The organism is Undibacterium sp. GrIS 1.8, assembly GCF_040544445.1.
Lineage (GTDB): Bacteria > Pseudomonadota > Gammaproteobacteria > Burkholderiales > Burkholderiaceae_D > Undibacterium.
The window spans coordinates 1-12,760 of the sequence record NZ_JBEONQ010000019.1 but is presented as its reverse complement, the minus strand read 5'-3'; the positions used below and the strand labels follow the sequence as shown (position 1 = coordinate 12,760).

Here is a 12,760-nt window from a genome sequence, read left to right as displayed (position 1 = left end):
TCATAATGAGTGTTTTATTTAGTAATTGAGGAGGCGTTTTTAGCTTGATATCGGATTGCTTAAGTCACCGCATGACGTTCTGCATTTAACTCATAGGCTTGGGATTCGAGAATATCGCGAAGACCTTCGACGGCATCCCACACATCGACAAAACTGGTATACAGCGGGGTAAAACCAAAGCGCATGATGGCAGGCTCGCGGTAGTCGCCAATGATGCCGCGCGCGATCAGCGCCTGCATTACCGCATAACCATGTGGATGTGTAAAACTGACATGGCTGCCGCGCCGCGCCTGATCGCGCGGTGTGACGAGTTCCAGGGATTGATTGGCGCAACGTGATTCGACCAATTGAATAAATAGCTCAGTCAGTGCTAAGGATTTTGCACGGATCGCAGCCATCGAGGTTTTGCTAAATACTGCCAGACCTGATTCCACCATCGCCAAAGAGACAATCGGCTGTGTACCACACAGCGCCCGACGAATGCCTGGTGTGCCAACAAACGACGGTGCCATTTCAAATGGTGTTGCATGACCCCACCAGCCGGACAAAGGATGAGAAAATGCCGTTTGGTGGCGTGCTGCCACCCAGATAAATGCCGGAGCACCTGGCCCGCCGTTTAAATATTTATAAGTACATCCCACGGCAAAATCCGCTTGCGCCTGGTTTAATTCCACTTGCACCGCACCGGCTGAATGTGCCAGATCCCATAGCATTAAAGCTCCTTGTGTATGCGCGTGCGCAGTCACTGCGACCATGTCATGTAAATAGCCACTGCGGTAATTCGCATGAGTCAGCATCACGACCGCGGTAGTCTGGTCGATCGCCGCCGCCAATTGGTCTGGTGTGTCTACCAGTTTGATTTGATAACCACGATCCAGCCAGCGGGTAATGCCCTCCGCCATATAGATATCAGTCGGGAAGTTGCTACGTTCGGTCACGATGACTTTACGATCGGCTGTAGCAGGATTGCTGGCCTGAAGATGCAAAGCCGCCGCTAGCGCTTTAAATAAATTGATCGAGGTCGAATCCGTCACCACCACTTCTTCCGGCGCGGCACCAATCAGTGGCGCCAGCATGTCACCCAGACGAGATGGCAAATCAAACCAACCTGCTTTATTCCAACTCTTGATCAGATCATTACCCCATTCCTGACGGATCACTTCTTGCGCTCGGGTCAGTGATGCTTTTGGCATTGCACCGAGTGAGTTACCGTCGAGGTAAATCACGTCCTTGGGCAAATCAAATTCTTCGCGCAAAGTGGCAAGAGGATCTTGTACATCGAGGTCGAGGCAATGCTGGCGGTGGAGTGTGGTCATGGCGATTTAAAATGAGTATGGTTAAAAATTGAGCGGACGATGATTTTGACGAGGGCTTATTTTTGTAGCTATTTAGAGCGAACGAAGAATTGCACGAACTGGACTCGCATCCAGTCCCGCCAGTTTGAGTGGCAGAGCAATCAGCTCATAATCGCCCGCGCTGACCGCATCCAGCACGATGCCTTCTAAGATCGCCATCTGATGCTTTTTCACAGTCAAGTGGCAATCCATCGTTTTTGAATCCTGTGGATCGAGCGAGGGCGTATCAATCCCAATCAGACGCACGCCGTGGCTTGCCAACAGATCTATGGTGGCGGGTGCAATATAAGGAAAATGATCATCCCATTCAGTCTGCGGTGCGGCAAAGTAAGTACGTAATAAAACCCGCGGCGGAGTACCCGCCAGTTGCGCCGCGATATGTTCAGGCTCTACTCGCTGACGGCCAATGCAATGGATGACGCGACAAGCACCGATATACGTCGTCAAATCAACTTGATCAATCGCTTTGCCAGCCGCATCGTAATGTGAAGGCGCATCGCAATGCGCACCCGTGTGAGTGGACATGCTGATCTTACTGACTTTGACCGGACAGCCGGCTTCAATTTGCCAGGTGGACTCTGCCTTGTAAGCCGTGTCGCCTGGCCATACGGGCATACCGCTTTGCAGTGCAGGGGAGATATCCCAAATTTGCGGATTTTTTTGTTGCGGTTTTTGGTGATCAGAAGCTGACATCGATGTCTCCATCAGAGAAAAATATGCCAGTAAGTTTATTCCCAAATGAAAAAATTGTTCTTGCAAATTGAGGTGGTTAAACCAGCTTATGTAGAATAAACTGCGAAAAAATACTCAATTAATGATGGAATGTACGGAGATAGTCAAAATGCAGCTAGATGCAACGGATATTAAAATTTTGCACTACCTGCAAATCGACGGACGCATCAGCAATCAGGAGCTGGCTGACAAGGTGTTTTTATCGCCATCTTCTTGCCTGCGTCGGGTACGATTGCTGGAAGAAAGCGGCATCATCCAACATTACAGCGCCGTCCTCAATCCGACCGCGCTTGGTCTGGAGGTGGATGCCTTTGTGCAGGTCACCATGCGCCGCGATGTAGAGCAATGGCATGAAAATTTCACGCTTGCTTTACAAAGCTGGCCCGAAGTTGTCGGCTCTTACATCATCACGGGCGATGCTAATTATCTATTGCGGGTAAAAGCCCGTAATCTCAAACACTATTCCTCGTTTGTGCTGGAGCGACTGTATAAGACCACGGGCGTCTTAGATATCCGTTCGAATATTGTGCTGCAAACTTTGAAGGACACCAGCGAGATTGCGGTCGATCTGCTGCAGTCAGAGAAGTAGCGAATTTGATGGCGCCATATGGTGATTTACAGATTGTGACCTACAGATTGTGATCAATCTGGGGCTAAATACTCAGGCACCCAACCAAGGCAAACCTCTCTGGCACCAGCCGCCCAGCGTTTTGCGATGACCTTCGCTGTCTTTATCACCTTCAAATCCCTCCAAAATATCAAAGCACGCTATGTAACCGTTTTCAGTGGCGAGTTTTGCGGCATGGCGTGAGCGTACGCCGGACCTGCATAGGAACAGGATAGTGGTATTTTTGTCTGCCGTTACCTTGGTTAATTCAGTCAAAAAGTCAGGATTGGGATTGCCGCCCGGGTAGGTACTCCATTGCACGGCATGGTGCTGAGCATCGGGTAGTTTAACGCGACCAATCCAGTCTCTTTCTGCATTGGTGCGCACATCAACCAGTAAGACGTTGATATCGCTTTCTAACAGCGCAAAAGCCTCTTCCGGAGTGACCGCTCCTGCGTACGGCAGACTTTGTTCTTGTCCGCGTTGGCGGGCTGACGTGAGTAATGTAAGAGTTGTGCTTGTCATGATATTGAGCCTTGGTGTAAATCGTTCAACTTCAACAATGGATGTACTAAACCAGATTATGTACTGCTGGTTTGAGAATGAACGCTATGTTAACTGAGCAGAGTAATAAATTCTGATCATGCTTTATGCGGGTGCAATTTTAAGTATTTTTTATAAAAAAGCGTTAATTTGGTGCGCTTATGATTTTATGTTTTAATTTGGTGCAAAATTTGTTGGATGAATATGTCTTGTTTGATCATGTTGTCAGAAAATTTTTAGAAAAAACAAAGATTTAGCATCTTCAGTGGTCGCAATTTCTTTCCCTAAATGGTGGCACGGATTCTGCTATTATCGTTTGCGAGTTGCATTATTGACTTGGTGCAGAAGGTTTTTATCTGTTGTAGCGTGTTTTAGTGTGTTTAGGTTGCTGTCGTTTTTCTGGCGCGGCTTCTTGTAGAATAACAACGCAATGATAGACACAAATAAGAATGCACCATTTCAAGGTGTCAGTTAAGAATTGGCTTAGTTGATTGATAGTTGATCGGTAGGAATTTAGCGGCAAGAATTTAGCGGTAGTAAGTTAGCCGAACTAAGTTAACCGTTATTCAGTCGATGGTTGGTCGATAGTTGGCAGATAGCTCAGCATTTTCCGAATTTATTTTTAGCTTTATTTGAGGAGTTTCACATGGCAATGACAGCCGCAGAAGTCTTGAAAATGGCGAAAGACAACGAAGTTAAATTCGTTGATTTCCGCTTTGCAGATACAAGAGGCAAAGAACAGCACGTCACGGTTCCAGTTTCCCAGTTCAGTATGGATAAATTCGAATCTGGTCACGCATTTGACGGTTCGTCTATCGCTGGCTGGAAAGGGATTGAAGCATCCGATATGTTGTTGATGCCGGACCCTGCTACTGCCAACATTGACCCGTTCATGGAAGAAACAACATTGTTCATGCAATGTGACGTGATCGAGCCGACCGATGGCAAAGGTTATGACCGTGATCCACGCTCCATCGCCAAGCGCGCTGAAGCCTATCTGAAATCCTCCGGTATTGGCGATGCTGCCTACTTTGGCCCAGAACCAGAATTCTTCATCTTTGACAGCGTACGCTGGAAAATCGATATGTCCGGCTGCTTCGTGAAGATTGATTCCGAAGAGGCATCATGGACCACAGGCGAAAAACTCGAAGGCGGCAATACTGGCCATCGTCCGACAGTTAAAGGCGGTTACTTCCCAGTGCCACCAGTCGACAGCTTCCAGGACATGCGTTCTGAAATGTGTTTGATTCTGGAATCCTTGGGCATTCCAGTTGAAGTGCATCACCACGAAGTTGCTGGCGCTGGCCAAAACGAAATTGGTACTAAATTCTCTACTCTGGTAGAGCGCGCTGACTGGACACAAAACCTGAAATACGTTGTATGGAACGTGGCGCACACCTACGGTAAGACAGCGACTTTCATGCCAAAACCTATCGTTGGCGATAATGGTTCTGGTATGCACGTTCATCAATCCGTATGGAAAGAAGGTACCAACCTGTTTGCTGGTGACGGCTATGCTGGTTTGTCTGACTTTGCTCTGTACTACATCGGCGGCATTATCAAGCATGCACGCGCTTTGAATGCGATTACTAACCCAGGTACTAACTCCTACAAGCGTTTAGTTCCAGGTTACGAAGCACCGGTAAAACTGGCTTACTCTGCTAAAAACCGTTCTGCTTCTATCCGTATTCCTTACGTATCGAATCCAAAAGGTCGTCGCGTTGAAGCACGTTTCCCAGATCCACTGGCTAACCCATACCTGGCATTCTCTGCCTTGTTGATGGCTGGTTTGGACGGCGTTCAAAACAAGATACATCCAGGTGAAGCAGCATCTAAAGATCTGTACCATTTGCCACCAGAAGAAGACGCGTTGATCCCAACAGTCTGCCATTCATTGGAACAAGCATTAGAAGCGCTGGACAAAGACCGTGAGTTCTTAACACGCGGTGGCGTATTCAGCGACAGTATGATTGATGCTTACATCGAACTGAAAATGCAAGATGTACAGCGTATGCGTATGACCACGCATCCTGCTGAGTTTGATATGTACTACTCTTTGTAATCGGGTACCTGCCAATTCAAGCTAATTAAAGCAATTAGCAACGAAGTCAAAAGCGGAGAGATTTCTCCGCTTTTTTTATGTCTTTTTAGCTTAAGTAGGACGAAATTTCTCTTGCTTCCTAAATATACTTACTATGAGTATATTTTTATCGTCCATATAAAGTATGGACAATCGACTATAAATTAGAAAAATAAGAGGGAGTATTTAAAAAATACCTCTTTGTCGATATGCTGATAACTTAAATGTCATGTTTATTAAGTAATTTATTGTAAGCATTTACAGATGGTAATTGTGCTGGGCGCTTGCTTGGAATACACTAAAGAGGTTATTGACTGACCTATAGATAAAATGAATCGACTATTGAGTGGCCTAGCTTTACTGGCAGTTTTTTTTGCACCGTCCGCACATGCAGATGCGGATGTGTTTTTGTGCGTCGATGCCAATGGCAATAAAGAGTACAAAAACACCGGCGAAACTAAAGGTTGCAAGCGAGTTGAGTTGCCCGGCATTACAGTCGTCCCTGCGCCAGCATTTATGGGGACAAAAAAAACAGCGTCAAAATCAGCATCCTCACCTTCGGATTTCCCCAAGGTGGATGAGAGTACTCAGAAAGCACGTGACTCTGATCGAAAACAAATTCTGCAAGATGAGTTAAAAACGGAAGAGCAAAAATTAGCTGCATTGAAAAAAGATTACAACAATGGTGAGCCAGAACGACGTGGCGATGAGCGAAATTATGCCAAGTATCAAGAGCGCACTAATATGATGAAAGATGATATTAGCCGCACCGAAAAAAACATCGAAGCACTGAAACGAGAGCTCAGCAATTTAAAATAAAGAGCTGGCGTCTGAATAAAAAAAGATTTCAGGCATGATGCTTGCGTAACAAGGTCGCACTAGGCGGCCTTTTTTTATGGATTATCTTGAAAACACCAATGACCTCTTTTGCGGGACTCGATTTGCTGACTTCAGCCGTAATTGTGCTGGATGCAGATAGTTATATTTTATATGCCAATGCGTCGGCAGAGAGTTTGCTAGAGAATTCACTCAAGGCCTTAAATCAACAAAAATTAAGTGATTTGTTTTTAAACGGTAACGAGCTGTTAGAAGTATTTGATCAGGCAGTCGCACATCAGTTCGGGGACAAGCGCCAAGATTTAACTCTGGTGCGGGCGGGCAAAGATCCATTGCATGTACACAGTATTGTCACTGCACTGGACAATCCCGATAATCCGGTATTAATCGAGTTGCGCGAGAACGTACAACAGCTCAAGCTGGATCGCGAAGAACGTATGCAAGACCAGAACCGAGCGAATAAAGAATTGATTCGCAACCTGGCCCATGAGATCAAAAATCCCCTCGGCGGCATACGCGGTGCCGCGCAATTATTAGAACTTGAATTGCCCGAGCGTCAGCTAAAAGAGTTACGCGAATACACCCAGGTCATTATCAAAGAAGCCGATCGTTTACAGACGTTGGTTGATCGCTTGCTGGCGCCGCATCGTTTGCCGCACATCGTTGGCGATGTGAATATTCACGAAGTTTGTGAGCGAGTACGCAGTTTGATTTTTGCCGAATTTCCGCAAGGCTTGAGTATTAAGCGTGATTATGATTTGTCGATTCCTGAGTTCCGCGGCGATCAGGAGCAACTGATTCAAACCGTACTCAACATTGCCCACAACGCAGCGCAGGCTTTAAGCGAGCGCATCAAGCGTGGCGATGCCGAGCTGACATTTAAGTCGCGTGTGGTGCGCCAGATTACTATTTCCAAGATACGGTACAGGCTGGCATTAGATTTGCATATCATCGATAACGGACCAGGTATTCCAGCCGAAATTATCGATCGCATTTTTTACCCCTTGGTATCGGGACGTGACGGTGGTAGCGGATTGGGACTGACACTAGCGCAAACTTTTATCGAGCAACACATGGGCGTGATTGATTGCGAAAGTCGGCCTGGGTGCACGGATTTCCGGATTTTGATTCCATTGCCTTAATGCGGGTGGATGGAACGTTGGTGGTGCCACAAGCGCCGCTATCTAATTTGCTTTAATTTTTAATGCGGGACAAAACGATTATATGAAACCAATCTGGATAGTTGACGATGACGATTCAATTCGCTGGGTGCTTGAAAAAGCCTTAGCACGCGAAAATCTCACGACAAAAAGCTTTACTAATGCGCGTGATGCGATGGCTGCATTGCAAAGCGATACGCCACAGGTTTTGGTCTCCGATATCCGTATGCATGGCGCTTCTGGCTTAGAGTTATTGCAGGTCGTTAAAGCAAAATTCCCTGGTCTGCCGGTGATTATCATGACCGCGTTTTCGGATCTGGATTCGGCGGTAGCGGCGTTCCAAGGCGGCGCGTTTGAATACCTCGCCAAGCCATTTGATCTGGACAAAGCGGTTGAATTAATTCGTCGCGCTTTGGATGAAAGTTTGCGCGAATCGAATGTAGAGCAAACCATTTCGGAGACGCCAGAGATTTTGGGGCAAGCGCCCGCAATGCAAGATGTCTTCAGAGCGATTGGCCGTTTATCTCAATCGAATGTCACAGTCTTGATCACTGGCGAATCCGGTAGCGGAAAAGAATTAGTCGCTCGGGCTTTGCATAAACACAGCCCCAGATCAGCACAGCCTTTTATCGCGCTGAACACCGCCGCGATCCCTAAAGATTTATTGGAGTCTGAATTATTCGGACACGAGCGCGGCGCATTTACCGGTGCGCAAGCGACCCGACGCGGACGCTTTGAGCAAGCCGAAGGCGGTACCTTATTTTTAGATGAAATTGGCGATATGCCCTTTGATTTGCAAACTCGGTTACTGCGGGTTTTGTCCGACGGTCATTTTTATCGCGTCGGTGGACATCAACCTATGAAAGCGAATGTTCGTGTGATTGCGGCGACGCATCAAAATTTAGAATTCCGCGTCAAGGATGGCTTGTTTCGCGAGGATTTATATCACCGTTTAAACGTGATTCGCTTACGCTTACCCAGCTTGCGCGAACGACGCGAAGATATTCCGCTACTGACTAAATTTTTCTTAGCGCAAAGCGCCAAGCAACTTGGCGTAGAAGTTAAGCGGATGTCAGAACCAGCATTGCAATTTTTGTCTGGATTAGAGTTTCCGGGTAATGTGCGGCAGTTAGAAAATTTGTGCAATTGGATTACCGTGATGGCACCGGGGCAAACGGTAGAGGTGCCGGACTTGCCTCAGGATTTGTTACCGGTTCCCGTACATGTTGCAGCCCCGATGCAGCATGCCAACACTACTAGCGAATCGTCTTTGTTGCGCCAAGCTGATACCTTGAGCAGCAGTGTTTTAAATGGTAATAGTTTGGTTGGCAGCAGTGCAGAATCGCAGCAACACAAGGCAGATAATTGGATGAGTTTGCTGGAAGCCGAGGCGACAGCAATGCTGACGCAAGGCCAATCCGATGTGATCGATAAGTTGGGTCGTAGTTTTGAATCCGTTGTGATTAAGGCGGCACTAAAACATACACACGGTAGAAAAAATGACGCGGCAATTCGGTTGGGAATAGGGCGCAACACGATTACAAGGAAGATTCAAGAACTTGGCATTGATGGTGCTAAAGACGAATAAAAGTTTGAGCACTCTTCCAGTCTTTATGTATCGAGTTGGAAGCAGTTAATTAATATACTCCTAGTAAGTATTTTTAGTTGTCCTAGTAAAACCTAGTTAATCTAAGGTTTTTGATGAAAAATAGGGGGAGTATATTGATATTGCCTAGATGTTGACTTGTTCAAATGCTCTATGAAGTGATAGAAATATTTCTGATCTGAGGTCAATAAAGACGCCTCTCTGTGATGGTACAGGTAGGCGTTTTTTTATGAGTGAGAATATGATGATGTCCGATGTGCGCCCCGTGAGTCTTGACGACGCTGAAGCAATTTGTAGAATTTATAACCATTATGTTGTGACTACAGCGATCTCTTTTGAAGAGAGCGAGGTCGGTCTGGCTGAAATGTCGGATCGCATTGCTGAGGTAACACAGAATTTTCCGTGGTTAATCCTGGAACGTGATGGCGCTATGCTTGGTTATGCATACGCAACAAAATGGAGGGCGCGCTCAGCATATCGATTTTCAGCAGAGGTTTCTGTCTACCTGTCACCGGAGGCGCATGGCCAAGGGGCGGGCACGATTTTGTATGGCGCCTTGTTGAGTCAATTAGCTAAGCAGGGTGTGCATACTGCAATTGGTGGTATCGCTTTACCCAACGAGGCGAGCGTGCATTTGCATAAAAAATGTGGATTTAAGCAAGTGGCACAATTTGCACAGGTCGGTTTTAAGCATGGGCGATGGATCGATGTTGCGTATTGGCAGAAACAACTTTGATTTTTTAGGACTTATGCAAATTCGTACAAGCTGCTTTGTAAATACGGAGTGCACTAAATTTTTATTAGCCCGCCTTTTTTGCATATACGTCCGTTAGAGGCGACGTGCTTTTTTGATCTCGTAGAAAATTTAATGTCTTTCGGTATCTTATCGGAGTATGATTTTCGATAGTGAGAGCAAAATAAAATCCTCACATCAACTGAAGGCGGCAATCGCTTTCCTTGTGCATATAAATTCAATAATGAGCTGTAACAGTTCCAAACTGTCGTTAAAGGAGATGCTATATGAATTTCGACGCACTATTCCAGCAACAAAATGCGCTGCCTACCATTCCTAAAGTCGTTCAAGAAGTCATTGATAGTTTTAATAATGAAGACGTATCAATTGATGAGATTGCAAAAAAATTAGCCGCTGACCAAGTCTTGAGTGCAAAGTTATTACGACTGGCAAACTCTTCGTATTACCATTCATCAAGAACCATAGGCACTGTGGATGATGCTGTCTTGATGCTGGGTTTTATGGCAGTACGTACACTGGTTGTCAGTAGCGGTTTGACCGGTGGTTTTAAGGCGATGCCAGGTGTGGATTTAAAGCAGTTTTGGCGTTATAGCTTGCATACCGCAGTGATCGCAAAGTGGCTTGCAAAACAAATTCGGGGTAATTCGGATTTTGCATTTACCGTCGGGATGATGCATGCGATTGGTCAACTGGTAATGCATGCAGCAATGCCTGAGCAAATGCTACAAGTTGATAAAATCGCCGGGACTTTAGATTCTCGCAGATTGAGTGTTGAGCATTCTTCGTTTGGATATGATTTTTCTGACGTGGGTGCAGAGCTGGCAAAGCGCTGGCGCTTTCCGGATAATTTTGCGACTGTGATTAAGGCTTTCCCAGAGCCGCTAGAACATACACCTTTTGAACCAATGGCAGCGATCATCCACATTGCCGCCTGGCGTTCACGTGCGCAGGAAAATAATTACTCGCAAGAAGAGTTAGACGCCACTTTCCCAGTCGAGGTAGCGAAAAAACTCGGCATTTCGTCTAACGCCATATTGAATGACATGCCGACTTTGACTGAGCTAAGCGAGGGGATGGAAGACTTAATTGCGTAGTAAATTGTTTAGTAGTTAGACCAGAAAGCCAGATCACAAATCAAAAGCAAATTTTTGAAAAAAACGGACAGATTGAATCTTAGATCTGTCCGTTTTGCACGTAATGATGATTGCGTGATTAGTTTGAGGTAATCCGTTTTTGCATGTGTTTTTGCATATCTAGGGCTAGCGCTTCAGCGACTCGGATGCCATCAATTGCCGCTGATAATATGCCACCAGCATAACCCGCGCCTTCTCCTGCGGGATATAAACCTTTTGTATTAATGCTCTGCAAACTCACATCATCGCGTTTTATCCGGATCGGCGATGACGTTCTTGTTTCAACGCCCGTGATGATTGCGTCCTTCATCGCAAAGCCACTAATTTGCTTGTCGAATGCTGGGATCGCTTCTCTTATAGCCTCTATGGCAAAGTCAGGTAAGGCTGCGGCCAGATCACATAAGGTAATGCCCGGTTTATAGGACGGTTCTACGCTGCCTAATTCTGTTGAGGGTTTGTTTGCTAAAAAATCACCAACCAACTGTCCTGGAGCATTGTAATTTTCGCCCCCTAAATGGAATGCCAGAGATTCTAGTTTTCGTTGGAAATCAATGCCAGCTAATGGATGTTCCGGGTAGTCAGTTGGAGTAATTCCCACAACAATGGCGCTATTGGCGTTGCGTTCATTGCGAGAGTATTGACTCATGCCGTTGGTCACGACATGACCCGGTTCGGATGCTGCTGCCACCACAGTACCGCCAGGGCACATACAGAAACTATAAACGGAGCGTCCGTTGCTTGCATGATGTACCAATTTATAGTCGGCAGCGCCTAGAATCTTATTGCCTGCATTCGGCCCGAAGCGGGCTTTGTCAATAATGGATTGCGGATGTTCAATGCGAAAGCCAACGGAGAATGGCTTCGCCTCCACATAAATTCCACGCTGATGTACCATTTTGAAAGTGTCTCTTGCGCTATGTCCTACAGCCAAGACGACATGATTCGTCGCTATATATGAGCCATCGGCCAGATGCACGCCGTTAATCTGACCATCTGTAATTTCAATGTCGCTGACTTTTTGTTCAAAGCGAATTTCGCCACCTAGAGACTCGATATTGGCGCGCATTTCTTCAATCATCTTCACTAATCGAAAAGTCCCGATATGCGGCTTGCTGACATACATGATTTCTGGCGGCGCGCCGGCAGTAACAAATTCAGTTAATACTTTACGTCCGTAATGCTTGGGATCTTTGACCTGACTCCAGAGTTTTCCATCAGAAAAAGTACCGGCACCACCTTCACCAAATTGCACATTCGATTCTGGCTGCAGCTCACGTTTGCGCCATAGACCCCAGGTATCTTTGGTACGTTCACGAACATTTTTGCCACGCTCTAATACGATGGGGCGAAATCCCATCTGCGCCAAAATTAAAGCAACAAACAAGCCGCAAGGACCAAATCCAATCACAACAGGTCGTACTTCGGGGGCGCTCTTCGCTTGAGTGACAAAGTGATAGCTGGTGTCTGGCGTGATGCCGATATTGGGCTTGTTCTTTAACAGGGACAATAATTGCGCGTCTTTAGTCGTTTCGACGTCTATGGTGTAAATCAAGACAATGGCAGATTTCTTGCGGGCATCGTAGCTTCTGCGAAAGACAGTGAAACTGACTAGATCACTTTCAGTAATATCTAAACGCTGCAAAATAGCTATCTTAATAGCGGACTCAGGATGATCGAGTGGGAGTTGTATATCAGTCAAACGTAGCATTTACGGCATTCCAGGTAAATAAAGAGCCTTCTGTATAGCAAAGACCAAACCAACATTTTACTCTCCGCATCAGGGTTAAAACCAGTTGCAATGACTTTGTATTTGAAACTACTTGCCAAAGGGAGGTGTAGTTTGCTATAGTTCGGCTCCCGTCGAGAGGCGGGGAAGTAGAGGTAAGAAAGATAGTGAAACACAAGAAGTGAGTACGGAGTTTGAAGGCAGAGAATTGAATAAGATCAGGTAGA

General features: G+C 46.2%; 11 protein-coding genes. 7 read left to right on the top strand and 4 right to left on the bottom strand.

Going from position 1 to position 12,760, the window contains the following annotated elements:
* Positions 1 to 59: 59 nt before the first annotated feature.
* Both kynU and kynB read right to left on the bottom strand, forming a co-directional pair.
* Positions 60 to 1,316: a kynureninase gene (gene kynU / locus AAKU64_RS10790; protein ID WP_354331278.1), complete on the bottom strand. Its 1,257-nt coding sequence runs from the start codon at positions 1,314 to 1,316 to the stop codon at positions 60 to 62.
* A gap of 72 nt (positions 1,317 to 1,388) precedes the next feature.
* Positions 1,389 to 2,048: an arylformamidase gene (gene kynB, locus AAKU64_RS10785; protein WP_354331280.1), complete on the bottom strand. Its 660-nt coding sequence runs from the start codon at positions 2,046 to 2,048 to the stop codon at positions 1,389 to 1,391.
* 148 nt (positions 2,049 to 2,196) lie between these two features.
* Here kynB and AAKU64_RS10780 point away from each other — a divergent pair, with 148 nt between their 5' ends.
* Positions 2,197 to 2,676: an Lrp/AsnC family transcriptional regulator gene (locus AAKU64_RS10780; RefSeq protein WP_354331282.1), complete on the top strand. Its 480-nt coding sequence runs from the start codon at positions 2,197 to 2,199 to the stop codon at positions 2,674 to 2,676.
* A 72-nt stretch (positions 2,677 to 2,748) separates the two neighbouring features.
* On the opposite strand, the gene AAKU64_RS10775 is transcribed toward AAKU64_RS10780, so the two are convergent.
* Positions 2,749 to 3,219, bottom strand: a complete 471-nt coding sequence (locus AAKU64_RS10775) for a rhodanese-like domain-containing protein (protein ID WP_354362133.1) — start codon at positions 3,217 to 3,219, stop codon at positions 2,749 to 2,751.
* A gap of 664 nt (positions 3,220 to 3,883) precedes the next feature.
* On the opposite strand from AAKU64_RS10775, the gene glnA reads away from it, so the two are divergent.
* The 6 genes from glnA to AAKU64_RS10745 all read left to right on the top strand — a co-directional run bounded on the left by glnA (position 3,884) and on the right by AAKU64_RS10745 (position 10,768).
* Positions 3,884 to 5,299: a type I glutamate--ammonia ligase gene (glnA, locus tag AAKU64_RS10770; protein ID WP_322121510.1), complete on the top strand. Its 1,416-nt coding sequence runs from the start codon at positions 3,884 to 3,886 to the stop codon at positions 5,297 to 5,299.
* Between the two features lie 348 nt (positions 5,300 to 5,647).
* Positions 5,648 to 6,136: a DUF4124 domain-containing protein gene (locus AAKU64_RS10765; RefSeq protein ID WP_322121511.1), complete on the top strand. Its 489-nt coding sequence runs from the start codon at positions 5,648 to 5,650 to the stop codon at positions 6,134 to 6,136.
* A gap of 98 nt (positions 6,137 to 6,234) precedes the next feature.
* Entirely contained in the window at positions 6,235 to 7,296 is a 1,062-nt protein-coding gene (glnL, locus tag AAKU64_RS10760) for a nitrogen regulation protein NR(II) (RefSeq protein WP_416200141.1), read from the top strand.
* Between the two features lie 82 nt (positions 7,297 to 7,378).
* Entirely contained in the window at positions 7,379 to 8,902 is a 1,524-nt protein-coding gene (gene ntrC, locus AAKU64_RS10755; RefSeq protein ID WP_354331286.1) for a nitrogen regulation protein NR(I), read from the top strand.
* A gap of 247 nt (positions 8,903 to 9,149) precedes the next feature.
* Complete coding sequence (locus AAKU64_RS10750; RefSeq protein ID WP_354331288.1) at positions 9,150 to 9,656, top strand: arsinothricin resistance N-acetyltransferase ArsN1 family B; 507 nt, start codon at positions 9,150 to 9,152, stop codon at positions 9,654 to 9,656.
* Between the two features lie 284 nt (positions 9,657 to 9,940).
* Positions 9,941 to 10,768, top strand: coding sequence for an HDOD domain-containing protein (locus AAKU64_RS10745; protein WP_354331290.1), 828 nt, complete (start codon positions 9,941 to 9,943; stop codon positions 10,766 to 10,768).
* 118 nt (positions 10,769 to 10,886) lie between these two features.
* Here the strand turns inward: AAKU64_RS10745 and AAKU64_RS10740 are convergent, their stop codons facing one another.
* Positions 10,887 to 12,515: an NAD(P)/FAD-dependent oxidoreductase gene (locus AAKU64_RS10740; protein WP_354331292.1), complete on the bottom strand. Its 1,629-nt coding sequence runs from the start codon at positions 12,513 to 12,515 to the stop codon at positions 10,887 to 10,889.
* Positions 12,516 to 12,760 lie beyond the last annotated feature (245 nt).